Raw genomic sequence first — 24,053 nt, 5'->3', positions numbered from 1 at the left:
GACCGGATGAGCCTGCGAGCCGTCCTGGCGCCCCTGGTGCGTGGCAGCACCTGGCGCCGGGGCGTCTTCCTGCTGCTCGGCGGCGTGATCCTGTTGCCGTACCTGCTACTCGGGTCGGTCTTCACCCAGATGCTGACCGACCGGCTGGCACCCCGGCCCCTGATCCTCGGCCTGCTCGTGGTGGCGGTGGTCATCGCCGCCGTGCCGCTCTTCCTGGGCGGCAGCCGGGCGCTGGAGATCGCCGCGGTCCGGGCCCTGCTGGCGGTGGACCTGCCCGAGCCCGCCGCCGGGTGCCGGCTGGACCGGGAAACCCGGCTGCGCGCGGCGCTCTGGATCGCCATGCACCTGATCTCCGGCGGCCTGGTGGGCTTCGGGCTGCTCAGCGCCCTGCCGATGGCCCTGGTCTTCATCGCCGGGCAGCTCGGGGTGGGTACCGGGGTGCTCGCCGAGCAACGGTTCGGTCCGCTCGACGGGGGCGACACGGGGCTGCTCAGCCTGGTCGGGGTGCTGCTGCTGATCAGCCTCGGGTACGCGGTCGCCGGGCTCGGTGCGCTCGCCGCCTCGATGGCCCCGGTGCTGCTCGGCCCCTCCCCGGCCGAACGGATCGCCGCGCTGGAGGCCCGCAGCAGCCGGCTCGCCGAACGCAACCGGCTGGCCCGGGAACTGCACGACTCGGTGGGCCACGCGCTGACCGTGGCCACCCTCCAGGCCGGCGCCGCCCGGGAACTGCTCGACCGCGACCCGGAGTTCGTCCGCCGGGCGCTGACCGCGATCGAGGAGACCGGCCGCCGGGCCATGGAGGAACTGGACCATGTGCTCGGCCTGCTCCGGGAACGCGACAGCGCCGCCGAACGGGGTGCGTCCGGCCCGGACCGCGCCGCGCCGGACGCCGGAGGCCATGCCGGGCCGGACGCCGGGGACGACGCCGGCCCGGACCGGGCGCCCCGGCGTACCCTCGCCGACCTGGACCGCCTGGTGGCCGACACCCGGGTCACCGGCCTGGTGGTGGACGTCCGGGTGGCCGGTGGGGTCGACCACCTGCCGGCGGTGGTGTCCCGGGAGGGTTACCGGATCGTGCAGGAGGGGCTGACCAACGCGGCCCGGCACGGCGCCGGCCCGGTCACCGTCCGGCTCACGGTGACCGGCGGCGGACTGGAGATCGACCTGGCCAACCCGGTACCCGCGCCGCGTGCCGGCAACCGGTCCGGGTCCCGGCGTACCGGCCGTGGCCTGGCCGGCATGCGGGAACGGGTACTGCTGCTCGGCGGTCGGCTGGCCGCCGGGCCGGACGACGGGCACTGGCGGGTCCGGGCCAGCCTGCCAGTGCCCCGAACGGGGGAACGACATGGCGGGTGACGGACCGGTCGACGTGCTGATCGTCGACGACGACGAACTGATCCGGGTCGGACTACGGGCGATCATCGACGCCCAACCGGACCTGCGGGTGGTCGCCGAGGCCGCCGACGGGGCCGAGGTGCCGCCGCTGGTGGCCCGGCACCGGCCCCGGGTGGTGCTGATGGACGTGCGGATGCCGGCCATCGACGGCATCCAGGCCACCCGCCGGCTGCTGGACACCTCACCCGAGCCGCCCCGGGTCCTGGTCATCACCACGTTCGCCAACGACGAGTACGTCTACGCGGCGCTGCGCGCCGGGGCGAGCGGGTTCCTGCTGAAACGGTCCCGCCCGGCCGAGGTGGTCGAGGCGATCCGGGTGGTGGCCCACGGCGAGTCACTGCTCTTCCCGGCGGCGATCCGGCGCCTCGCCGACGCGTACGCGCCCCGGGGCGGGGACGGGCTGCGCCGGGCCCGGCTCACCGCCCGTGAGGAGGAGGTGCTCCGGCTGATGGCCGCCGGACTGTCCAACGTGGAGATCGCCGGCGAACTGGTGCTCGGGGTGGAGACGGTGAAGACCCACGTCGGCAACGTGCTGGCGAAGCTCGGCGCCCGGGACCGCACCCAGGCGGTCATCGCGGCGTACGAGTCGGGCTTCGTCACCCCCGCCGGCTGACCACACCGGGACCGGTCGGCCGACCACACCGGGACCGGCTGATGGCCGCCCGTGGTGGCCCCCCGGTCCCCCACGGGAGGGACCGGGTTCACCGGGCGGCGGGAGGTGTTCGACCGGCAACCGGCCGACGCTCGGCACATGACGACACACCCCAACTCCACCACCCGGCCCGGGTACGCCGCCGCCGTCTGGGCCGGGCTGTACGGCATCCTCGCCCTGCTCTGGACCCTGACCGGCGACGGGTACCCGTTCGGCCCGAACGATCCCGGCGGGCAGCTCAGCCTGCTACGGCTGGTACCCGCCGACGTGGGCGCCCCGATTGTAGCCGGCCTGGCCCTGGTCACCGCGGTGGTCATGCTCGCCATGGCCGGCCCGCACGCGGTACGGCTGTCCGGCGTACCCCGGCTGGTGCTGCTCGGGTACGGCTGGCTGGTGGCCGCCGCCCTGCTGATCGTGGTCCCGGACGGGCAGGTACTCGCCGTCGCCGGGTACGCGCCCATGCTGATCCTGAGCCTGCCGTTCGGCGGGCTGCCGGTGGACTACGCGGACGTGTTCACCTGGCCCCTGCTCAACAAGATGCTCGCCGTCGCCGGTGGACTGCTGATCGCCCGTACCGTACTCGGCTGGCAGCGCCGTACCGCCGACCGCTGTCCGGCCTGTGGCCGGGGCGGCCCGACCACCTGGACCGCGCCGGACGTGGCGGCCCGGTGGGGCCGGTGGGCCACCTGGCTGGCGGCGGCCGTGCCGCTGGTCTACGCGCTCAGCCGGCTGGCCTGGCTGGCCGGAATCCCGCTCGGCATCTCCGCCGACCTGCTGCGCGACCTGCGCGACAACGGCGGCGTGTGGGCCGGGGCGGGCCTCGGGGCGTTCGCGGTGGCCGGTGCGGTACTCACCCTCGGCCTGATCCGCCCCTGGGGTGAACGGTTCCCCCGCTGGCTGCCCGGACTGGCCGGCCGGCCGGTACCGCCCAACCTCGCCGTGGTGCCGGCGACCCTGGTGGCGGTGGCCGTGGCCGCCGCGAGTCTCGGCTTCCTCGCCAACCCGGAACTGGCCCGGCTCATCGGCGCCGGGGACGGTGCGGTGGCGCCGATCCTGCTCTGGCCGCTCTGGGCGGTCGCCCTGGCCGCCGCCGCGTACGCCTACCACCTCCGCCGTCGCGGTGCCTGCCGGCACTGCCGATACGGAAGGAAGGGCCCCCGCTTAACGCATTCGGTATAGGAAGGGCCCCCGCTTAACGCATCCCGGACCGGAGGGGCTACCGCCAAACGTGAGCTAGCCTGGGTCCCGTGGACGAGACCCAGCACGTACCGCCGTCCGACCTGCCGGGCACCCTCGGCGCGCTACGGGCGGCCGGCCACCGCTACCGCACGGTCAAGGACGAACTCCGGGAGAACCTGCTCGACCGGCTACGCACCGGGCAGCCACGCTTCCCCGGCATCGTCGGCTACGACGACACGGTGCTGCCCGAGGTGGAACGGGCCCTGCTCGCCGGACACGACATGGTGCTGCTCGGTGAGCGCGGCCAGGGCAAGACCCGGCTCATCCGGTCACTGACCGACCTGCTCGACGAGTGGACCCCGGTGATCCCCGGCTCGCCGCTCAACGAGCACCCGATGCGGCCGGTCCTGCCGGCGTCCCGGGCACTGGTCGCCGAAGCCGGTGACGAACTGCCGATCGGCTGGTTGCACCGCTCGCTGCGGTACGGCGAGAAGCTCGCCACCCCGGACACCAGCGTCGGTGACCTGATCGGTGACATCGACCCGATCCGGGTCGCCCAGGGCCGCACCCTCGGCGACCCGGAGACCATCCACTTCGGACTGGTACCCCGCGCCAACCGGGGCATCTTCGCCGTCAACGAGCTGCCCGACCTGGCCGAACGGATCCAGGTCTCGCTGCTCAACGTGCTGGAGGAGCGGGACATCCAGGTACGCGGCTACCAGCTCCGCCTGCCGCTGGACCTGGTCCTGGTGGCCAGCGCCAACCCGGAGGACTACACCAACCGGGGCCGGATCATCACCCCGCTCAAGGACCGGTTCGGTGCGGAGGTCCACACCCACTACCCGTTCGACCTGGAACTCGAACTGGCCCTGATCCGGCAGGAGGCACGGCTCGTCGCGGACCTCCCGGAGCACGTCCTGGAGGTGCTCGCCCGGTTCGCCCGCGGGGTACGCGAATCACCGAACGTCGACCCCCGGTCCGGTGTGTCGGCCCGCTTCGCCATCGCCGCCGCCGAGACGGTCGCCGCCGCCGCGCTGCGCCGGTCCGGTCTGCTCGGCGGGGCCGACACCGACCCGCCGGTGGCCCGGGTCGGGGACACCGCGCTGGCGGTGAACACCCTGCGTGGCAAGGTCGAGTTCGAGAGCGGCGAGGAGGGCCGGGAGGCGGAGATCCTCGACCACCTGCTGCGGACCGCGATCGCCGACACGTACCGGGCCCGGCTGGCCGGGCTGGACCTCTCCGGCTTCACCGCGCTGGTCGCCGACGGCCGGGCGGTCACCACCGGCGAACTGGTCGGCGCCACCGAACTGCTCCAGCAGGTCGGCCCGGTACCCGGCCTGGCCAAGGTACTCAGCCGGCTCGGCATCTCCGACGCGCCGACGCCCGGTGAGGCGGCGGCCGGCATCGAGTTCGTGCTCGAATCGCTCTACCTGCTCCGCCGGCTGGGCAAGGAGACCACCGACGACGGCCGGAACCGCTACCGGATCGAGGGCTGACGTGCCCGGCGGGAACCGGTTCCGGTACGGCCCGTGGCGGGACGGTCCGGACCCCCTCGCACCCCCGTACGACGTCCGCGCCGCCGTCGACGCCGTCGGCGCGGAGGTGCTGGCCGGAGGTAGCCTGCGCGACGCGCTGCGGGACCTGCTCCGCCGTGGCCCGGCCGGTCAGCGCGGACTGGACGACCTGCTCGCCCGGGCCCGGCGCCTGCGCCGCGAGGCACTGCGCCGGGGTGACCTGGACGGGACGGTCACCCGGTCCCGGGCCCTGCTCGACCAGGCACTCGCCGCCGAACGCGACGCGCTGCGCGACGCCGGTGACGACGACGCCCGGTTCGCCGAGGCCACCCTGGACAACCTTCCCCCGTCCACCGCACGGGCGGTGGAGGAACTCGCCGGGTACGACTGGCGCAGCGACGAGGCCCGGACGACGTACCGGCGGATCCTCGACGGGCTGCGCCGGGACGTGCTGGAGCAGCGTTTCGCCGGACTGCGTGACGCGCTGCGCGCCTCCGCCGACGACCCGGGGACGCAGGCCCGGCTCGCCGAGCTGATGCGCGACCTCAACGACCTGCTCGGCCGGTACGCCCGGGGGGAGGACTGCACCGACCCGTTCGCCGAGTTCATGCGCCGGCACGGCGAGTTCTTCCCGGAGCGGCCCGGTACCGTCGACGAACTGGTGGACGTGCTGGCCCGGCGGTCGGCGGCCGGGGAACGGCTGATGCAGTCGCTCTCCGACCGGCAGCGCGAGGAACTGTCCGGACTGATGGCCCAGTCCCTCGGTGGCCCGCTCGCCGCCGAGCTGGCCCAACTGGACGCCCACCTGCGTACCCTCCGCCCCGATCTCGACTGGAAACGGCGGGAGCGGGTACGCGGCGACCGCCCGCTCGGCTACGGCGAGGCGGCCGGGGCGCTGGCCGAGATCGGCGAGCTGGACGACCTGCTCGACCAGCTCGGCCAGGAGCACCCCGGGGCGACCCTGGACGACATCGACGCCGAGGCGGTCCGGCGCACCCTGGGCCGGGAGGCCGCAGACGACGTACGCCGGTTGCGGGAGCTGGAGCGGGAACTGCGCCGGCAGGGCTGGCTGAGCCGGGGCGCGTCCGGACTGACGCTCAGCCCCAAGGCACTACGCCGGCTCGGTGGTACCGCCCTGCGCCGGGTCTTCGCCGAGCTGACCGCCGGGCCGCGCGGCCAGCACGACCTGCGCTCGGCCGGCGCGGCCGGCGAGGTGACCGGGGCCTCCCGACCCTGGGAGTACGGCGACGAGCAGCCCTTCGACGTGATCCGGACGATCAGCCGGGCGGTACGCCGGGGCGGGCAGGGCGTACCGGTCACCCTCGCCGTCGAGGACTTCGAGGTGGTGGAGACCGAGCGGCGGGCCTCGGCCGCGGTGGCGCTCTGCGTGGACCTCTCCTACTCGATGATCTCCGAGGGGCGGTGGGGCCCGATGAAGCAGACCGCGCTGGCCCTGTCGCACCTGATGGCCACCCAGTTCCCGCAGGACGCGTTGCAGATCATCGGCTTCGGTCGGGAGGCGTTGCCCCTGAGCCAGCAGGAGCTGGTGGCGACCGAGCCCGAACTGGTGCAGGGCACCAACCTCCAGCACGCGCTGCGGCTCGCCGGCCGGCACCTGCGCCGCCACCCCGGCGCCGAGCCGGTGGTGCTGGTGGTCACCGACGGCGAGCCGACCGCCCACCTGGACCCGGAGACCGGGACCGGGGTGTTCTGCTGGCCGCCGCTGTCGGAGACGATCGAGGCGACCATCCACGAGGTCGACCGGCTGACCCGCACCGGGGCCACCCTGAACATCTTCATGCTCGGCGACGATCCACGGCTGCACCGCTTCGTCAAGGCGGTGATCCAGCGCTCGCGCGGCCGGATGTTCACCGCCGACCCCGACGACCTGGGCGAGTTCGTGGTCTCCGACTACCTGCGGGCCCGCCGCGGCAAGCGGTAAGGAAGGGCCCCTTCTTAACGCTTCTGGTAGAGGAAGGGCCCCTTATTAACAGCCCCGGCCCGCGTTGACAGCCTGGCCTGCCGCCGAGCCGGCGAATGGCTCCGCTGGTGGTTCTCCCGTCGGGACGCGGTCGCGACCGACGGTGGGCGGCGAATCGCTCCGCCGGGGCTGCGGTCGGGGCTAGCCTGGGCCGGTGGAGACCGAGGAACTGCGCCGGGTGTACGACGCCCTGCTGGCCGAGGTCGACGCGGGCGGGTTCGGCGAGCCGCCGCCCGGCGAACTGACCGTCGAGCAGGTGGTCGCCCATCTGGCGGCGAACGACGAACTGATGAGTGCCGCGACCGAGGCGGTGCTCGCCGGGTCGGACTTCGCCTACTACGACCTCGACGCGATCCACCGCCCCGCACTCGACGCACTCGTCGCCGAGTGCGGCGGCCTCGACGGGCTGGCCACCCTGCTCCGGGCCACCAGTCAGAAGCTCTGCGCGCTGACCGAGCGCCTCGGTCCCCGCTCCGGGGTGCTGGTCGACACGCACCTGCGGGAAGGGGTCGGCCTGATGGTCGACGAGCCGCTGCCCTGGGGGCGCACCCTGGACCTGCACGGCCGGGTGCACCTGCCCCGGCACCTGGCGCAGTTGCGTGCCCTGCGTACCGGCTGAGGCCGACCCACCCACCAACCCGTCACGCCCGCCACGCCCGCCACTCTTGTCGATCATGGAGTTGTGGTGGGTGACAAAAGCCGCGTACCGGTGCCTATTCCCCACCACAAGTCCATGATCGACGGGCCGGTGGACGGGCCGGTGGACGGGCGGGCCGGTGGACGGGCGGGTGGACGGGCGGGCCGGTGGACGGGGCGGGATGACGGGGCGGGGTGTGTGTCAGCCGAGCGTCCACTGCTGGTCGGGTGCGCCGTCACAGCCGCCCTGGACCAGCTCGGTACCCGGCTCGGTGCGACCGTCGGCGGGCCGGACACACCGGCCGCTGTGCACGGCGACCAGCAGTACCGCCCCGGCACCGGCCGGGGCGAGCCGCCACTGCTGGTTCGGCCCGCCGTTGCAGGACCACTGCTGCACGTCCGCGCCGTCGTCGGTGCGCATCCCGTCCACGTCGAGACACCTGCCGCTGGCCGCGTTGACCACGGTGAACACGTCCGGCCCGATCGGGGTGGGTAGCCACTGCTGGGCGGGCGCCCCGGTGCAGGGGACCACCAGCGCGTCCGCGCCCTCCGGGTCGGTGTCCGCGAGTACGTCGAGGCAGAGCGAGGTGGCGACGGACCGCACCGGTCGGGGGCCGGCCGGTGGAGCGGCGCTCGTCGGTGGGGTCGACGGGGAGGGCTCGGTGGCGGTCGGCTCCGCTTCGGCGGTCGGTTCCGCCGGGGTGGCCGCCTCCGTGGGGGCGTCACCCGCCGTCGACGACGGGGCGGCCGCCGGGATGGTCCTGGCCGGTGTGCCCCCACCGGCGAAGACGCCGGTGGCGAAGAGCACCCCCAGGAGTACGCCGAGCGCGCCCACCCCGAGCGCGCCGGCCAGTAGCCGGTCCTGTGGTAGCCGTGCGCGTACCCGGGACGGACCGGAGGCGCCGTAGACGGTGCCGCCGGTCCGGTCGGGTCCTGACCCCTCGCTCGTCATGCCGGCATCCTGACCGAAGCCGGCCCGCGATGGCCAGTCGGGGTCGGGTCCCGGGGCCGGTCCCGGGTCCGCGACGGCCGGTCGGGGCCGCCCTCGGTCCGCAAACGGCCGGTCGGATCCGATCCCGGCCCGGTGCGCCGGGGATCAGTCGACCACCCGGACGTCCTTCCAGAAGGCGACCCGGTCCCGGATCTCCGCAGCCGCCGGCTTCGGGTCCGGGTAGTACCAGACGGCGTCGGCGCTGTGCCGGCCGTCGTGCTCCAGGCTGTAGTAGGAGGCGGTGCCCTTCCACGGGCACACGGTGTGGGTGTCCGACTCGCGGATCACGTCGGAGCGCAGTGCCGAGCGGGGGAAGTAGTGGTTGCCCTCCACCACCACCGTGTCACTGCTCTCGGCGATCACCAGGTCGTTCCAGATGGCTTTCGGCATCCTGCCAGCGTATTCCGAACCGCCCCGGGTACCAGGTACCGTCAGTCGCGTCGGTCTATGTCCGGCGCGGCCCGGTGACCCGGCCAGCGCCCGCCCCCTGGAGGACAGACGTGGCGGCGACCATCACCCCTGCCCAGTGGAGTGCGGTGCGGACGGCCCTGAAGGACACCGGGGACCGCTTCGGCGAGCTGGTGCTGTCGGTACCCGCGGACGCCATGGCGACCCGGCACTGGACGGTCGCCGAGGTGGCCGCGCACGTCGGCTCGGTCGGCTGGCTGTACGCGCACCGGCTCCGCCCCGAACTGGCGCCGCTGCCGGTACCCGCCCTCGACGACCGTCTGCTGAGCACGACCGTGGACACCATCGCCGACGTCAACGAGCTGGTCCTGCGGCATCTGACCGACCGGGATCCCGCCGCGCTGGTGGCCCGGCTGTCCGACGACATCGGGCAGGTCCTCGACGCCAGCGCCGAGCGGGATCCGGCCGAGCCGTGGCCGTGGCTCGGTGACGCCCGGCTCCCGCTCGCCGGGGTGCTCGCCCACCTGCTCAACGAGCTGCTGCTGCACGGGTGGGACATCGGCCGGGCCCGCCGGGTGCCCTGGGTGATCCCGCCGGAGCACTCCGCGCTCTTCTTCGAGCTGTTCATCGTCGGAATGGTCCGGCGCGGGTACGGGCGGCTGATGGACGCCGAGCGACCGCCACCGGCACGCCGGATCGTCGTCCGCTTCCAGTCGGCGTACACCGAGCCGGTGACCTTCGTCCTGGAGGGCGGTGTGGTGACGGTCGGTGACCCGGGCGAGCGCGTCGACGTCCGGGTCACCTTCGAACCCCCGGCGCTGAGCCTGATGCTCTTCGGCCGGTTGAGCCGGGCACGGGCCGCGCTCTCCGGCCGGGTCGGCATCCGGGGACCCCGGCCGTGGCTGCTCGCCCCGTTCATGCGGGTGCTCCGCGCGCCGACCCGATCCTGACCTTCGTACGCCGACCTGATCCGGACCTCCGTACCCCGAGCTGATCCGGACCTTCGTACCCCGAGCTGATCCTGAGCGAAGAACGTGTCAGGGCTGACCTGTGACCCGCTGGTCGCCTAAAGTGATCCAGTGAGCTCGTTGCGGGTCGAGCAGCCGCGTGACCACGACCGCGCGGTCGCTGTGCTACAGGAGTCCTACGCCGCGGTTCCGCCGGGTGTGCCGGTACGCCTGGCGAAGCGCACCTCCAACCTGTTCCGGCCCCGGGCCGCCACCGGGTCCCCCGGACTCGATGTCAGTGGGCTCGACGGGGTGCTCGGGGTGGACCCGACCACCCGGACCGCCGAGGTCCAGGGCATGTGCACGTACGAGCGACTGGTCGACGCGACCCTGCCGCACGGGCTGATGCCGCTGGTCGTGCCGCAGCTGCGCACCATCACGCTGGGCGGGGCGGTCACCGGGCTGGGCATCGAGTCGACGTCGTTCCACAACGGTCTGCCGCACGAGTCGGTCATCGAGATGGACGTGCTCACCGGCGACGGGCGGATCGTCACCGCCCGCCGGGACGGCGGGCACGCCGACCTGTTCACCGCGTTCCCCAACTCGCTGGGCAGCCTCGGGTACGCCACCCGGCTGCGCATCGAACTCCAGCCGGTCGGCCGGTACGTGGCCCTGCGCAACATCCGGTTCACCGACCTGGACGCCCTGGTCGCGGCGATCGGCGAGGTGATGACCACCGGGGAGTACGCCGGCCGCCGGGTCGACGCGATGGACGCCGTCATGTTCGGTACCGACGAGAGCTACCTGATGCTCGGCACCTTCACCGACACCGCGTCCCGGGTCAGTGACTACACCGGCCAGGCCATCTACTACCGGTCGGTGCGCGAGCGCACCGAGGACGCCCTCACCGCGTACCACTACCTGTGGCGCTGGGACACCGACTGGTTCTGGTGCTCCCGCGCCTTCGGCGCCCAGCACCCGGTGGTCCGCCGGCTCTGGCCGGCCCGCTACCGGCGCAGCGACGTCTACCATCGGCTGGTCAACCTGGAGCACCGGTACGGGGTGGCGGCCCGGGTGGACCGCTGGCGTGGTCTCCCACCCCGGGAACGGGTGGTGCAGGACGTGGAGATCCCGCTCGACGGTACCGCCGGGTTCCTCCGGTGGTTCGCCCGGAACGTGCCGATGACCCCGGTCTGGCTCTGCCCGCTCCGGCTGCGCGAACCGACCGGACCGGGCTCCGCGACGGTCTGGCCGCTCTACCCGCTGCGCCCCGACGAGTCGTACGTCAACGTCGGGTTCTGGGGCACCGTGCCGATCGCGGCGGGCGCCGCCGACGGCGACGTCAACCGGGCCGTCGAGTGGGCGGTGTCCGAGGCGGGCGGCCACAAGTCGCTCTACTCGGACGCCTACTACGACCGGACGACCTTCGACCGTCTCTACGGCGGCGCGACCTACCGGGCCGTCAAGGAACGTTACGACCCCGACCACCGGCTGACCGGACTCTACGAGAAGGCGGTAGGACGACAATGAGTGTGACGGACCGGGAGCCGCAGCAGGCGGCCCGCCCACCTGCCGGTCGGCGGGGTGGCCCCACCGTGGCGGACGTCTTCCGGGTGGTGACCGACGGTGCCCTGCCGGTGCGGGTCACCGCGTACGACGGCAGTGCGATCGGCCCGGCCGACGCCGGGATCGGCCTGCACGTCGCCACCGCGCGGGGGCTCTCCTACCTGCTCACCGCCCCCGGTGACCTGGGCATGGCCCGGGCCTACGTCAGTGGCGACCTGGTCCTGCGGGGGGTGCACCCCGGCGACCCGTACGAGGCGTTGCGGGTGCTCAAGGACGGGCTGCGGCTGCGGATGCCGGCGGTCGGCGAGGCCCTGGCCATGGCCCGGGGGCTCGGTTGGGAGCGGCTGCGGCCACCGCCGCCCCCGCCGCAGGAGGCGGTGCCGCGCTGGCGGCGGGCGGTGTCCGGGCTGACCCACTCGCGGGCCCGGGACCGCACCGCGATCCACCACCACTACGACGTCTCCAACGCCTTCTACGAACTGGTCCTCGGTCCGTCGATGACCTACACCTGTGCGGTCTACCGGGATCCGGGGGACACCCTGGAGCAGGCCCAGGCGGCCAAGTACGACCTGGTCGCCGGCAAGCTGGGCCTCACCGCCGGGATGCGGCTGCTGGACGTCGGTTGCGGCTGGGGCGGCATGGTCCGGCACGCGGCCCGGGAGTACGGCGTCAAGGCCCTCGGGGTGACCCTGTCCCGGGCCCAGGCCGAGTGGGCGCAGGCCGCCATCGAGCGCGAGGGGCTCGGTGAGCTGGCCGAGGTGCGGCACATGGACTACCGGGACGCCCCGGCCCGGCACTTCGACGCGGTCAGCTCGATCGGGCTGACCGAGCACATCGGGGTGGCCAACTACCCGGCGTACTTCGCCGCGCTGCGGGACCGGCTGCGTCCCGGCGGGCGGCTGCTCAACCACTGCATCACCCGGGCCGACAACCGGATGCCGAACCGGCCGGGGCACTTCATCGAACGGTACGTCTTCCCGGACGGGGAACTGGCCGGGCCGGGGCGGGTGGTCAGCGAGGTGCACGACGCCGGGCTGGAGGTGCAGCACGAGGAGAACCTGCGCCGGCACTACGCGTACACCCTTGCCGCCTGGTGCGACAACCTGGTCCGGCACTGGGACGCCTGCATCGCGGAGGTCGGCCCGGGTACCGCCCGCGTGTGGGGGCTCTACATGGCCGGTTCCCGGTTGTCGTTCGAGCGCAACGCCATCCAGTTGCACCAGGTGCTGGCCACCCGGACCGGCCCGGACGGGGACGCCGGTTTCCCGCTGCGTCCCGACTGGACCGCGTGACCGGTCCGGGCGGCGGTCGTGCTCAGAGCTGCGGCGCGACGTGCCGGGCCAGTTCGGTGAGCTTGGCCGGCGGGATGACCGACGGGCCGCTGAGGATGAACAGCCGCAGGTCGTCCCCGTGTGGGACGGTGACGGCGAGGACCCGGACCCCGTCGGTGACGTAGGTGACGGCTCCGGCGCCGACCCCCCGGACCGGCCTGGTGGTGACGCCGCTGTTGTCGCCGATCCGGTCCAGCGTCGCGGTCACCGTGTCCGCCTGGCCGGCCAGCGTGGAGGTGACCAGGGAGAGGGCCTCCCGGCCGCCGCTGCCGTAGATGCAGCTGTGCTTCGGGCTGGTCCCCGGGTCCTGCACCGGTTCCTCCTGCGCGGTCAGTCGGGTACCCCCGCTGGCACCGAGCACCCTGACCACGGTCTCGGCGGGCAGCAGTGCGCAGGCCGAGGTGATCCGGGTGAGGCGGACCGGGGTGCCGGCCGCCGCCACGGTGGTGACGGAGGGACTGACCCAACGGTTGCCGGGGGCTGTGCCGCTGTTGCCACCGCAGGCGGTCACGGTCAGCGCGGCGACAGCGGCGACGCAGATCCCGGTGACGGTCCGGACGGTGCGGATCTCGGCCACGAACACTCCTCGGCTTCGGTAACTGGGTACTCCCGACCAGACGGCGTCAATAGGGCCGAAAGTGTTACCCGGGCCGAAAGCGGCGCCGGTGGACCGGGAGGTGCAGGACGGGCCGGGCTGGGTATGTCCGGACGATGTTCTTCATCTTCGGGCTCCGTACCGGTGTGCACCGGCTCGGCGTGGTCCATCTGGTCTGCCGCAACTGCGGTAACGCCGCAGCCCAGGTCATCACCCGACGGGTGACCCGGTTCAGCCTGTTCTTCGTGCCGCTGTTCCCGGTGCGGACCCGGTACGGCATGCAGTGTTCGTTCTGCGGCGCCGCGTACGACCTGCCGAAGGACGAGGCGACCCGCCTCGCCGGGCACTGACCGGTCCGGGCCGCCCGGCGTACCGATGGACGGTGGCCCGCCCTGACCGGTCCGGGCCACCGGCGGCCCGGATGGCGCCGGTTGTCCCGGGTCGGGACTATCGTGGCCTCCCATGACCAGTACCGCGCAGCGGCTCGACCGGATCCGGGGCCCGGTGCCCGTCCGGCGGCACAACGCCCGGACGATCGCCGCGCTCACCGGCAACCCGGGCTGCACCCGGCGGGCCGTGCTGGACAGCGCCGGGGTGGACAAGTCGGCGCTGGCGAAGCGGATCGGCTTCCAGTCCCGCTTCGGCCAGTCCCGCTTCGCCATCACCCGGGGCAACGCATTCGAGGCGCAGGTCAAGGCGGACGGGGGTGCCGAGTTGCTGCGTCTGGTCGCCGAGCGGCTCGGGCTGCCGGTGCCGGAGGCGACCTACACCGACCTGGGCGCCGGTGCACCCGACGACGGCAACGCCAGCCGACACGAGCGCTCCCGGGATCTGCTGGCCGCCGCCGCCCCGGACGGCGCGGACGGTACCGGTGCCCTCTTCGACCACCCGTTGCTCAGCCTCGACGTGGCCGGCCAGCGGGTCTACCTGGAGCCGGACCTGGTGGCCGCCCGGCTCGGCGGACGGTTCCACGTCGTGGAGATCAAGTCGTTCGCGGTGATCGACGGCCAGGCCGAGCCGGCCAAGGTGGCCGCCGCCGCCATCCAGTCCGCCGTCTACGTGCTGGCCCTGCGGGAACTGCTGGCCGCCGCCGGGTCGGACCCGGACCTGGTCTCGTCGGACGTGGTGCTGATCTGCCCGAGGGACTTCGCCAACCAGCCGGTCGCCAGCGTGCTCGACGTACGCCGGCAGTTGCTGGTGCTGCGCCGGCAGCTCGGCAGGATGGCCCGGGTGACGGAACTGCTGGCCACCGTGCCGGAGGACTTCACCGCCGACCCGGCGGCCGAGCCGGCCGACCTCGCCGCCGCACTGGGCCGGGTGCCCGCCCACTACGCCCCGGACTGTCTGGCCGCCTGCGAGCTGGCCTTCTTCTGCCGGCACGAGGCGCGTGACCAGTCCGCCGCGCTGGGCCGGCCGGTCCGGGAGGCCCTCGGCGGGGTGGCGAGCGTACCCGAGGCGCTGGCCCTGGCCCGGGACGAGGTGACCCCGGCACCGGAGCAGGCGGAGGCCGCCGCGCTGCTGCGCGCCGCCGCCCGGCTGCGGACCGAGGCGTTGACCCTGACCGGTACGCCGGCTGCCGCGCTGTATCCGGCCGGCCTGCCGGTGGTGCCGCAGCCGGCCGCCGCGTCCCCGGCCCTGGTCACCGCAGGGGCGTCGGCGGCCCTGGTCACCGCAGGGGCGCCGGCGGCGACCGGTGCCGGGGGCGGAACGTGAGTACGCTGCGGGCGCTGGCCCGGGCCAAGGCGGTGGCCGCCGGGGTGGCCCAGCCGGTCGCGACCGTCCGGCACCTGCACCTGTCGGAGCGCCCGCTGGTCCTGGTGCCCCTGATCCTGGCCGGCGAGGCGAACGCCCCGCTCGCCGTACTGGTCGGCGACGAACCGGACCGTCCCACGCTGCTGGTGGTGCCGCAACCGCGCAACCGGGACCAACGCTTCGGCTTCGCCGCCGATCTCGCCGCAGTCGTACTGCCCTATCTGGACGGCCACCGTGGGGTCGTCGAGGCGGTCCCGGCCGACCGGGGTCGCGAGGTGCGCCACCGGTACGTCGACGCCCCTCAGGTGCTGGTGCCGAACCCGGGCGGGGTCGACTTCGTCCGGCTGCTCGGCCGGTCCACCCGGTTCCGCCGGACCGACGGCGAGTACCCCGTGCACCCGTCCGTGCCGCTGCTCGGCCGCTGGCTGACCTTCCTCGCCGAGCGGGCCGAACACCCGGGGTCGTCGATGCTGCCGGCCATGACGGAGGCGTTGAGCCTGCACTGGGCCACCGGGCAGAGCCCGCTGGAGGACCAGCACCTGCCAGCGCTGCTCGGCTGGATCGCGCCTCCGTCCGGGACGACCGGCGGGCAGGCGGCGGCCCGGGCCGAGGACCCCGCACACCATCCACCGGCCGGTCCGACCACCGACCCGGGGTTCGACAACGCGGTACTCGGGCCGGCGATCGACGCCTGGCAGGCGGCTCAGGACGATCCGGTGGCGCGCCGGGCGGCGTACGCGGAACTGGAGGGCGCGCTGCACGGGCAGCTCGCGCCGACCTGGGCACTGATGTGGCGTGGTGTGGCGCTGCTACGGGCGCTGCCACCGGGGGCGCGGGTGGCCGGGCGGTGGGCCGCCGACCGGGACGCCTTCACCGGGTACGCCGAACACATCGACGCGGGTGGCCAGCCGCAGCCGCGCCGCGACTCGGCGGTGGCCGCCGCGCAGCGGTTGCACCGGCTGGAACGGGCGCTGACCTCCTACGCGGTGCAGCGCGCCTACGACGATCCGCTGGTGCTGGCCGATCACCGGCTGACCGGGGAGGCGTTCGCCGGTGAGGTGACCCTGGCCGATCCGACCCGGATCGACGACACCGGGCGGCGGCCGGTGCTGCGACCCCGGATCATGGTGGCGACCACGGATCCGGTGCTGGTCTCCCCGGGTACCGCGCTCTACTCGCCGGCCCGGCCGGCGCAGAAGGCCCGGGTGGTCTTCGTGACCCGGCAGGACGCCGGGCGGACCGAGGTGGTGCTGGAGCTTTCCGGCGGGATGGGCCGGAGCATGACGCCGCCGCCGGGCAGTGTGCCCGAGGTGGGGGAGCGGCTGACCTACACCACCCTCTCCGACGCGTTCCTGCCCGCCGGGGCGTTTCCGGCGCCCGAGGAGACCCCGTGGACCCACGGTGGCCCACCGGCCGACCACCCGGACTGAGACCGGGTGTGTCATCACACGTTTCCGGCCGGTCCGTCGTGTGCCGGTACCGGATGGTTCTGTGTTAGCTTGCCGTCCGCACGGGTCATCGTCGTCGATGGCCCGGCCGCTGCTGCGTCAGGGGCGGAAGGAGGGCCCAGCGATCGCGTCTCCTCCGCGCGTCGTTGCCGACCGCACCGGCACGTCCGAGTGCCGGCCGGGCACCATCCCCGCCGCGCCGCCCCGGCCCACCGCGCGTGCGCCCCTCTGGCACCGGGCGGCGATCGCCGGCGGCGTGGTCCTGCTGCTGTTCGAGGCCCTCTGGCTGTTCCTCGTGCCGGCCGGCCGGGGGACCGTCAGTGACATCGCCGGTGGACTCGCCGCCGGACTCGCCGCGGTCTGCTGCGCCGGGGTGTCCCGGCGGCACCCGGTCGAGCTACGTCGGTTCTGGCGGCTGACGGCGGTGAGTCTGGCGCTCTCCGCCGTCGGTCAGAGCAGCTGGGCACTGGTCCGGCTCGTCGGTGGCCCGGACCGGGTGTCCGTTTCCCTGCTGGTCGGCACGCTCTCCCTCGGCGCCATGCTGACCGGTACGGCCGCCCTGCTCAGTTGCCACGGAGCGCCGCGCACCGCAGTGGGCCGGGTCCGGGCCGTGCTGGACGGGGCGATCGTCGGACTGGCCCTGGTCCCGGTCGCCTGGATCGTGGTCCTGCGCGACGTGTCCGGGCCGGGCCGGGAGCAGCCGATGCCCGCCGTCGGGCTCATCTACCCCATGCTGGACCTGATCCAGCTCACCGTGCTCGTCTCGATCGCCGGGGCGTACCGGCCGATGTGGCGGCCACTCACCCTCATCGGGGCGAGTCTCGGCTTCTGCGTGCTGGCCGACACCAGCCACCTCTGGCTGGTCGCCCGGGACGCCTACGTGCACGGACACCCCACCGACCTCTACTGGACGCTGAGCTACCTGCTGGTCGTCCTCGCCACCCGGTACCCGCCACCGGTACCGGTCACCGGCGTCAACGACCCGTGCGCGCAGACCGTCGTACCCTGGTGGCGCCTCACCCTGCCGTACCTGCCGGTCGGGGCCGCGATCGTGGCGATCATGGTGGCCCGCCAGCCCGCCGGGTACGTCCCCACCCTGATCTCGGTGACCGGGATGGCGCTGCTCGGCACGCTGGCCGTCCGGCAGGGCCTCGCCGCGTACGAGAACAGCCGCCTCGCCGGTCGACTGCGCGAACTGGCCTACGTCGACCAGCTCACCGGCCTGCCCAACCGGCTGATGTTCAACCTGATGCTCCAGCGGGCGATCCGCGACCGGCACCGGGTCGCCGTGCTCCTGCTCGACCTGGACGGATTCAAACAGGTCAACGACAGGTTCGGGCACGCCTCCGGGGACGCCCTGCTGACCAGCATCGCCGCCCGGATGCTCGCCGCGGTCGGTACGAACGCGATGATCGCCCGGGTCGGTGGTGACGAGTTCGCCGTCATCGTCTGCGGGCACGAGGCCAACCCGCCCGAGCAGATCGCCCAGCGGCTGCTCACCGCGTTGCACCCGTCAGCCGACGAGGAGGAGGTGGGGGTACACCCGTCGGCCAGCATCGGCATCGCCGAGTACGGCCCGCAGCACGCCGGTCAGGCCGACCTGCTGCGCGACGCGGACATCGCGATGTACGCGGCCAAGGCGGCCGGTAAGTCGGCGTACCGGATCTGCACCCCCGCACTGCGCGACGAGGCGGTGACCCGGGCCGAGCTGATCGCCGACCTGCGGCGGGCGATCGACGAGGGCGGGCAGTTGGAGTTGGCGTTCCAGCCGATCGTCGACCTGTCGACCGGGCGGGTACGCGGTGCCGAGGCACTGGTGCGCTGGCGACACCCGGTGCGCGGGCTGCTCTCCCCGGCGGTGTTCCTGCCACTGGCCGAGGAGACCGGACTGGTCGTCGCGATGGACCGCTGGGTGATGCGGCAGGCGTGCCGGGCCGCCGCCGACTGGCAGGACATCGCCCCGGGCGCCAGTGTGGCGGTCAACATCGCCCCGGCCCACCTGCGCCGCGCCGACCTCACCGCCACCGTCGCCGAGGCGGCCACCTCGGCCGGTCTCGCCCCGCACGCCCTCACCCTGGAACTGACCGAGACGGCGCTGATCGACGGCACCGACGTGGTGCTGGACCGGTTGCGCGAGCTGCGCGACCTCGGGGTACGCATCGCCATCGACGACTTCGGTACCGGGTACTCCTCGCTGAGCTACCTGCACCGGATCCCGGCCACCGATCTGAAGATCGACCGGTCCTTCGTGGCCCGCCTCGATGACGCAAACCCACAGGCGTACGCCACCGTGGAGATGGTCAGCCGGCTGGCGGCAGCGTTCGACCTGGTCGTCGTCGCCGAAGGAGTGGAGACCGACCGTCAGCACGCGGCGGTGGCCGCCGTCGGTTGCCCGCGCGGGCAGGGCTACCGGTACGGCCGACCGGGCAGCCTGGCCGAGCTGCGCCGGGCGATGCAGGCCCGCTGAGCAGCGGTCCGTCGGTCACGCCGACCGGGGGCCGAAGGTCCCGGGACCGGAGGATCTTCGTCTCTGCCGGGCGAAGCCACGCGACGGCATCATTGTCTGTAACAACGAATCGCCGCGTTACCCCGATAATTAGGAGTCGAGTCATGCAGCGTCGGACCCTGGATCTTCTGTTCAGCCTGGGCGGGTTGGCGCTGGCGGGACTCCTGCTGGTGGTCGGTCTGGTCCTGACCCAGAACGCCAACTTCGCCAACAACTACGTCCGTGACCAGCTCAGCGAGCAGCACATCTCGTTCACACCGGCCGACAAGCTCTCCGACGAGGAGAAGAAGTCGGCGTGTCTGGTCGAGTACGCCGGCAAGCCGCTCACCACCGGCAAGCAGGCCGAGTGCTACGCCAACGAGTACATCGGCCTGCACCTCAAGTCGATGGCCGGTGGCAAGACCTACGCCGACCTCGGTGCGCCGCAGAGCGAGCTGAAGGCCAAGGTCGCACAGGCCGAGCAGACCAACGACCCGGCCCTGGCCGACCTGCAGAAGGAACTCGCCGCGATCAACGGCCAGCGGGAGACCGTCTTCAAGGGCGAGACGCTGCGTGGCCTGCTGCTCACCTCGTACGGCTTCAGCGAGTTCGGGGTCAAGGCCAGCCAGGGTGCCCTGGCCATGTACCTCGGTGCGGCCCTGCTCCTGCTGCTGTCGATCGCCGGCCTGGTGCACGGCTTCCGCACCCCGAAGAGCGAGACCTTCGGTGCCCCGGAGCCGGCCCGGACCGCCTGACCCTCCAGCCGACGGCCCCCCTTCCCCGGCAACGCGGGGAAGGGGGGCCGTGGTCGTCGTACCGTGTGCCAATGGACGACCGGATCCTCAAGGTCACCGAGGAAGCGGGGGAGGCTGCCGCCCACCCGGACCCGCCTGCCCAAGCGACTTGACCCTCCCGTAACGGCAGGCGCCACCCTGGTCGGCGGAAGGGAGAGAACCATGGGCCATCCGGTCGGCAGGGTCGCGCAGCTCGCCGGGGTGACGGTGCGCACCCTGCACCACTACGACGAGATCGGGCTGCTGTCACCGAGCGGACGGACCAGCGCCGGCTACCGGTCGTACGACGACGCCGACCTGGAACGGTTACAGCAGATCCTGTTCTACCGGGAGCTGGGGTTCTCGCTGGAGGAGATCGCCACGATCCTCGACGACCCCGGGGCGAGTCCGCGGGTACACCTGCGCCGTCAGCACGAGCTGCTGACGGCGCGGATCAGGCGGCTCCGGGAGATGGTCGAGGCGATCGAGCTCGCGATGGAGGCGAAGAAGATGGGGATCCAACTGACCCCGGAGGAGCGGTTCGAGGTCTTCGGTGACTTCAACCCGGACGACCACGTCGAGGAGGCCGATCGACGCTGGGGGGAGAGCGAGGCGTACCGGCAGTCCCAGGAGCGGGTCGCCCGGTACCGCAAGGAGGACTGGCTGCGTCAGAAGGCCGAGAACGAGGAGTGGGGCGCCCGGCTGGCCGCGCTGATGGACTCCGGGATCGCGCCGGAGAGCCCGGAGGCGATGGCGCTGGCCGAGGAGCACCGCCAGCTCATCTGCCGCTGGTTCTACGAGTGCTCGTACGAGGTGCACACCGGGCTGGCCGACATGTACCTCGCCGACCCGCGCTTCACGGCGTACTACGAGAAGATCAAGCCGGGGATGACGGCGTACGTGAGCGCAGCGATCCACGCCAACGCGATCAGCCAGGCGTAGGTCGCGCGCCCACCTGGCCGGACCACGGTGAGCCTGATACCGCTGGGGTATCAATATGCCTCAGCGGTATCAGGCTCGCACCCGGTTGCCCAACCGGCTACCCCGGGTCGGTCCCGAGACGTGACTGGGCGGCGAGCGGTCGGCCCTTGAAGACCTCCCGGCGGTGCCAGTCAACGTGTGCAGGTGCAGGTGCCGGGGTGCCAGGACGGGGGCGTAGTACCCGGCCGTGCAGGTCGTACAGCGCCAACCCGATGTCGAGACTGTCCGGACTGTCGAAGGCGAACCGCGCTTCCCGACTCACGCGGCGACCGACCGGGCGACGGCCAGCACGTCAGCCGGCAGCGGATGGGCCAGCCGCCAACGGATCCGCATCGGCCGGTCACCGGTGTGCGAGAGGTACGTCATCGGTCCCGCGTACAGGTACGGCGGGACCCCGAGGATGCCGTCGGCGACCTTCGTCTCCCGGACGAAGAGGTGCACCGTCGAACCGCGTGCGGCGTGCTGCACGTACCGCTGGCCGGTGGCCGACCGGGTGGACGTGGTGCTCTGCGACTCCCACTGGAACACCTCGGCGCTGATCGCCCGGTCGGCGTACCGGGTGCTGGGGGAGTAGTGCTGTTCCGACTTGACCAGGGTCACGAAGAACAGGTCGGCCTGCTCGTCCGGTAGCCATTTCACCCCCTCCCGTAGCTGCCCCGGGTTGGGCATGCCGAACCCGGCACATGCCTCGTTGCGGCTGTACCGGGCGTGTACCCGCAGCGGTACGGCGGCCGACACCGGCTCGCCGGTGACCCGGTGGATCCGATTCCGCAGCACCCCGGCGAGCTGACCCAACTCGGCGCACCGCGCCGGGTCGGCCCTCAACCGGCCGAGTACGGCGCCGCGATCCGCCAGCGGTGCCGAGCCGCCCCAGAGCGAGAAGTGCAGCATGTCCACCAGGCGACCGTCCGGCACACCCTCTCCGGCGGCGACCCGGGCCAGCAGGTCCAACCGGTCCGGATCGTCGGTGTGCAGCATCCGGCCGAACGCCCGGCCCAGTTCCCGGTCGTCCGGTCCGGGCGTCGACCGGTCGAAGCCGGCCAGCCGGCGCAACCCGGCCCACCCACCGACGCTTGGCGAGCGGTAAAGGTCCTCGACCTCCAGCCCCGCCTCGGTCAGGAACTCGGCCAGCGGTACGTCCCCGAGCTGCCGCAGCTCCCCGACCAGCCCGTTCCTCGACGACGGGACCGCCTTCCTCAGATTGTCGAGGACGATCTCCTTTGCCACCCGGTCCAGCTCGATGTGACAGCCGCTGGGCAGGTACGGGAAGTCCGCTGCGACGGCCTCCCGGACGGCGCGGCGACTCACCCCGGTCAACGCCCGCCACCGCAGATCGAACCGGAAGTTCGCGTGCTGTCCGCCGATGAAGTCCAACACGGTCAGGCAGGGCTTACCGTCGTCCAGGCGCAGTCCCCGGCCGAGCTGCTGGAGAAACACCGTGGCGCTCTCGGTGGGTCGCAACATCAACAGGGTGTCCACCATCGGTAGGTCGACACCCTCGTTGAACAGGTCGACCGTGAAGAGCACCCGCAACTCGCCGTCCCGGAATGCGCGGATCGACTCGGCGCGGGCGGCGGTGCCGGCGGCCGAGGTCACTGCGGCGGACGGTACCCCGGCCCGGGTGAACCAGTCCGCCATGAACTGGGCGTGCGCGATGCTCACACAGAACCCCAGCGCCCGCATCCGGTCCACGTCGACCTTGTCCCGTACCGCTTGGAGGATCATCCTGGCCCGCGCGTGGTTGCCGGTGTAGAGCCGGTCCAGTTCTCCCGGGACATACCCCTGCCCGCGTCGCCAACGCACCCCGGACAGGTCCACGTCGTCGTGCAGCCCGAAGTACTGGAACGGGGCCAGGAGTTGCCGCTCCAACGCCTCCCACAGGTGCAGCTCCACCGCGACCCGTCCGTCGAAGTGCCGTCGGACGTCCCCGCCGTCCGCCCGGTCCGGGGTGGCGGTCAGGCCGAGCAGCACGCGTGGGTGCAGCCGGTCCAGCAGTTTCGCGTACGTCGGCGCCTCGGCATGATGGAACTCGTCGATGATCACCATGTCGAAGGCGGTCGGGTCGAGTTCCATCCGGTGCAGCGACTGGATCGAGGCGAAGACGTGCGTCCAGGTTGCCGGTCGCTCGCCGCCCACCAGGATCTCGCCGAAGCTGCCGTCCCGCATGACGTGCCGGAACACCGATCGGCTCTGTCGGAGGATCTGCTCCTGGTGGGCGACGAAGAGCAGCGACCGGACTGTTTCGGCCTGCCGCAGGCGCCGGTAGTCCAGGGCGGCCACCACGGTCTTCCCGGTGCCGGTCGCCATCACCACCAGGCTCCGGTACCGGCCGTGCACCAGCCGTTCCGCGTCCAGTTCGGCCAGAATCTCCTGCTGGTAGCCGTACGGGCGGACGTCCAGGCCGGTGATCTCGATCCGCTCGTCACCACCGGACCGCTCCCCGCCCAGCGCCCGGCCCAGCCTCTCCCGGTCCCGGCCGGGGTCGTACGTCTCGAATGCCGGATCGGTCCAGTAGTCGTGGAACGTGGCTGCGAACGTGTCGATGACGTACGGCTGCTCCAGGTTGGACACCCGGATGTTCCACTCCACCCCGTCGACCAGCGCTGCCTTCGACAGGTTCGACGAGCCGACGTACGCCGTGCTGGCTCCGCTGCGCCGGCGGAACAGCCATGCCTTGGCGTGCAGTCGGGTGGTCCGGGCCTCGTAGGAGATCTTCACCTCGGCGCCCAGGTCGGCCAGCCGGTCGACGGCCCGTTGGTCGGTCGCCCCCAGGTAGGTCGTGGTGATGACGCGGAGCCGGCCGCCCCGCCCGATCAGCTCCCGGATCGGGCCTTCCACCAGCCGCAACCCGTGCCACTTGATGAACGCGCAGAGCAGGTCCACCTCGTCGGCGGAGGCCATCTCGGCAGCCACCTCGTGCCCGATGCGCGGCTGGTTGCGGCCGTTGACCAGCAACGCGCCGGTGGCGAGCGGCACGCTGGGGCGTACCGGGAAAGCGACGGCGGCGGGCGGAGCCGGCGGGGCCGCGATCGCGGTGAGCAGCCGGCGGGTGTCTGCGATCCGGTCGGCGGCGCCTGCCGCGCGTGGGTCGATGGCGGCGATCGCGTCGGCCATCCGGTTGGCCAGCTCCACCTGCCGGGCGGCCCGCTCGTCCTCGGGGCCGCCGACCGACCGCAGTGCCCGACGGGCCAGGTCGGCGATGTGCCGGGCCAGGGGCTCGTGGGCGTCGGCCGGGTCCAGGTCGGCCCGGTCGACCAGGTCAGGGTCGATATGCCGGAGCCGTTCGGCGAGTTCGTGCGTGATCAGATGTTCGTAGCTGCCCCGGGGGAGGTCGGTCACCGGGCAAGGGTAGAGCGCGCTCAGCCCGGCAGGTGGCTGGGCGGTCCGCGGATGGCGAAAAGTCTTCGTGATCCATCTGT

General features: G+C 73.0%; 20 protein-coding genes. 15 read left to right on the top strand and 5 right to left on the bottom strand.

The annotated features are described in order from the left end of the window. The first annotated feature begins 6 nt into the window (after positions 1–6). The 6 genes from V6U90_RS10640 to V6U90_RS10615 all read left to right on the top strand — a co-directional run bounded on the left by V6U90_RS10640 (position 7) and on the right by V6U90_RS10615 (position 7,340). A complete protein-coding gene (locus V6U90_RS10640; protein WP_334434013.1) occupies positions 7–1,356 on the top strand; it encodes a sensor histidine kinase in 1,350 nt (449 codons plus the stop codon). Then, positions 1,346–2,008: a response regulator transcription factor gene (locus V6U90_RS10635; RefSeq protein ID WP_334434011.1), complete on the top strand. Its 663-nt coding sequence runs from the start codon at positions 1,346–1,348 to the stop codon at positions 2,006–2,008. Before V6U90_RS10640 ends, V6U90_RS10635 begins: the two co-directional genes overlap by 11 nt. Before the next feature lie 138 nt (positions 2,009–2,146). Beyond that, positions 2,147–3,226, top strand: a complete 1,080-nt coding sequence (locus V6U90_RS10630; protein ID WP_334434009.1) for a hypothetical protein — start codon at positions 2,147–2,149, stop codon at positions 3,224–3,226. Positions 3,227–3,294: 68 nt separating this feature from the next. Next, complete coding sequence (locus V6U90_RS10625) at positions 3,295–4,722, top strand: sigma 54-interacting transcriptional regulator (protein ID WP_334434007.1); 1,428 nt, start codon at positions 3,295–3,297, stop codon at positions 4,720–4,722. 1 nt (position 4,723) lies between these two features. Then, positions 4,724–6,682 (top strand): vWA domain-containing protein, encoded by a 1,959-nt coding sequence (locus tag V6U90_RS10620; RefSeq protein ID WP_334434005.1) that lies wholly within the window; start codon positions 4,724–4,726, stop codon positions 6,680–6,682. A gap of 193 nt (positions 6,683–6,875) precedes the next feature. Next, positions 6,876–7,340 carry a hypothetical protein gene (locus tag V6U90_RS10615; RefSeq protein WP_334434003.1) on the top strand — a complete coding sequence of 155 codons (465 nt, stop codon included), beginning with the start codon at positions 6,876–6,878 and terminating at the stop codon, positions 7,338–7,340. A gap of 219 nt (positions 7,341–7,559) precedes the next feature. Here V6U90_RS10615 and V6U90_RS10610 read toward each other — a convergent pair whose 3' ends face one another. Continuing rightward, the gene (locus V6U90_RS10610; RefSeq protein WP_334434001.1) at positions 7,560–8,309 is read right to left on the bottom strand and encodes an RICIN domain-containing protein; all 750 of its coding nucleotides are present in this window, start codon (positions 8,307–8,309) and stop codon (positions 7,560–7,562) included. Positions 8,310–8,453: 144 nt separating this feature from the next. Continuing rightward, a complete protein-coding gene (locus tag V6U90_RS10605) occupies positions 8,454–8,738 on the bottom strand; it encodes a DUF427 domain-containing protein (RefSeq protein WP_334433999.1) in 285 nt (94 codons plus the stop codon). A gap of 110 nt (positions 8,739–8,848) precedes the next feature. Between V6U90_RS10605 and V6U90_RS10600 the strand changes: the two genes are divergently transcribed. From V6U90_RS10600 to V6U90_RS10590, 3 genes are all read left to right on the top strand, one after another. Beyond that, positions 8,849–9,706, top strand: a complete 858-nt coding sequence (locus V6U90_RS10600; protein ID WP_334433997.1) for a maleylpyruvate isomerase family mycothiol-dependent enzyme — start codon at positions 8,849–8,851, stop codon at positions 9,704–9,706. A gap of 138 nt (positions 9,707–9,844) precedes the next feature. Then, positions 9,845–11,233, top strand: a complete 1,389-nt coding sequence (locus tag V6U90_RS10595; RefSeq protein ID WP_442933560.1) for an FAD-binding oxidoreductase — start codon at positions 9,845–9,847, stop codon at positions 11,231–11,233. Then, the gene (locus V6U90_RS10590; RefSeq protein ID WP_334433993.1) at positions 11,230–12,561 is read left to right on the top strand and encodes a class I SAM-dependent methyltransferase; all 1,332 of its coding nucleotides are present in this window, start codon (positions 11,230–11,232) and stop codon (positions 12,559–12,561) included. The genes V6U90_RS10595 and V6U90_RS10590 overlap by 4 nt, the downstream gene beginning before the upstream one ends. 22 nt (positions 12,562–12,583) lie before the next feature. Here V6U90_RS10590 and V6U90_RS10585 read toward each other — a convergent pair whose 3' ends face one another. Next, positions 12,584–13,177, bottom strand: coding sequence for a hypothetical protein (locus tag V6U90_RS10585; protein WP_334433991.1), 594 nt, complete (start codon positions 13,175–13,177; stop codon positions 12,584–12,586). A 134-nt stretch (positions 13,178–13,311) separates the two neighbouring features. Here V6U90_RS10585 and V6U90_RS10580 point away from each other — a divergent pair, with 134 nt between their 5' ends. From V6U90_RS10580 to V6U90_RS10555, 6 genes are all read left to right on the top strand, one after another. Then, the gene (locus V6U90_RS10580; protein WP_334433989.1) at positions 13,312–13,545 is read left to right on the top strand and encodes a zinc-ribbon domain-containing protein; all 234 of its coding nucleotides are present in this window, start codon (positions 13,312–13,314) and stop codon (positions 13,543–13,545) included. 112 nt (positions 13,546–13,657) lie between these two features. After that, complete coding sequence (locus V6U90_RS10575; RefSeq protein WP_334433987.1) at positions 13,658–14,908, top strand: hypothetical protein; 1,251 nt, start codon at positions 13,658–13,660, stop codon at positions 14,906–14,908. Then, positions 14,905–16,377 (top strand): hypothetical protein, encoded by a 1,473-nt coding sequence (locus V6U90_RS10570; protein ID WP_334433986.1) that lies wholly within the window; start codon positions 14,905–14,907, stop codon positions 16,375–16,377. Before V6U90_RS10575 ends, V6U90_RS10570 begins: the two co-directional genes overlap by 4 nt. Positions 16,378–16,474: 97 nt before the next feature. Beyond that, positions 16,475–18,862, top strand: a complete 2,388-nt coding sequence (locus V6U90_RS10565; protein ID WP_334433984.1) for a putative bifunctional diguanylate cyclase/phosphodiesterase — start codon at positions 16,475–16,477, stop codon at positions 18,860–18,862. A 143-nt stretch (positions 18,863–19,005) separates the two neighbouring features. Then, entirely contained in the window at positions 19,006–19,635 is a 630-nt protein-coding gene (locus V6U90_RS10560; protein WP_334433982.1) for a hypothetical protein, read from the top strand. Positions 19,636–19,836: 201 nt separating this feature from the next. Then, positions 19,837–20,595 (top strand): MerR family transcriptional regulator, encoded by a 759-nt coding sequence (locus tag V6U90_RS10555; RefSeq protein WP_334433980.1) that lies wholly within the window; start codon positions 19,837–19,839, stop codon positions 20,593–20,595. A 97-nt stretch (positions 20,596–20,692) separates the two neighbouring features. Here the strand turns inward: V6U90_RS10555 and V6U90_RS10550 are convergent, their stop codons facing one another. Then, entirely contained in the window at positions 20,693–20,896 is a 204-nt protein-coding gene (locus V6U90_RS10550; protein ID WP_334433978.1) for a hypothetical protein, read from the bottom strand. Further along, positions 20,893–23,973, bottom strand: coding sequence for a DUF3427 domain-containing protein (locus V6U90_RS10545; RefSeq protein ID WP_334433976.1), 3,081 nt, complete (start codon positions 23,971–23,973; stop codon positions 20,893–20,895). Before V6U90_RS10545 ends, V6U90_RS10550 begins: the two co-directional genes overlap by 4 nt. Positions 23,974–24,053: the final 80 nt, after the last annotated feature.

The sequence above is a fragment of the Micromonospora sp. CPCC 206060 genome, from assembly GCF_036906895.1.
In the GTDB taxonomy this organism is placed as follows: domain Bacteria; phylum Actinomycetota; class Actinomycetes; order Mycobacteriales; family Micromonosporaceae; genus Micromonospora.
Note: the sequence above shows the minus strand (reverse complement) of the source record. Positions and strands in the feature narration are given on the sequence as shown.

Coding starts and splice junctions, on each gene's coding strand:
- V6U90_RS10580 (WP_334433989.1), top strand. CDS start 13,312: ATGTTCTTCATCTTCGGGCTCCGTACCGGTGTGCACCGGCTCGGCGTG.
- V6U90_RS10565 (WP_334433984.1), top strand. CDS start 16,475: ATGGCCCGGCCGCTGCTGCGTCAGGGGCGGAAGGAGGGCCCAGCGATC.
- V6U90_RS10575 (WP_334433987.1), top strand. CDS start 13,658: ATGACCAGTACCGCGCAGCGGCTCGACCGGATCCGGGGCCCGGTGCCC.
- V6U90_RS10610 (WP_334434001.1), bottom strand. CDS start 8,309: ATGACGAGCGAGGGGTCAGGACCCGACCGGACCGGCGGCACCGTCTAC.
- V6U90_RS10635 (WP_334434011.1), top strand. CDS start 1,346: ATGGCGGGTGACGGACCGGTCGACGTGCTGATCGTCGACGACGACGAA.
- V6U90_RS10560 (WP_334433982.1), top strand. CDS start 19,006: ATGCAGCGTCGGACCCTGGATCTTCTGTTCAGCCTGGGCGGGTTGGCG.
- V6U90_RS10630 (WP_334434009.1), top strand. CDS start 2,147: ATGACGACACACCCCAACTCCACCACCCGGCCCGGGTACGCCGCCGCC.
- V6U90_RS10555 (WP_334433980.1), top strand. CDS start 19,837: ATGGGCCATCCGGTCGGCAGGGTCGCGCAGCTCGCCGGGGTGACGGTG.
- V6U90_RS10590 (WP_334433993.1), top strand. CDS start 11,230: ATGAGTGTGACGGACCGGGAGCCGCAGCAGGCGGCCCGCCCACCTGCC.
- V6U90_RS10640 (WP_334434013.1), top strand. CDS start 7: ATGAGCCTGCGAGCCGTCCTGGCGCCCCTGGTGCGTGGCAGCACCTGG.
- V6U90_RS10605 (WP_334433999.1), bottom strand. CDS start 8,738: ATGCCGAAAGCCATCTGGAACGACCTGGTGATCGCCGAGAGCAGTGAC.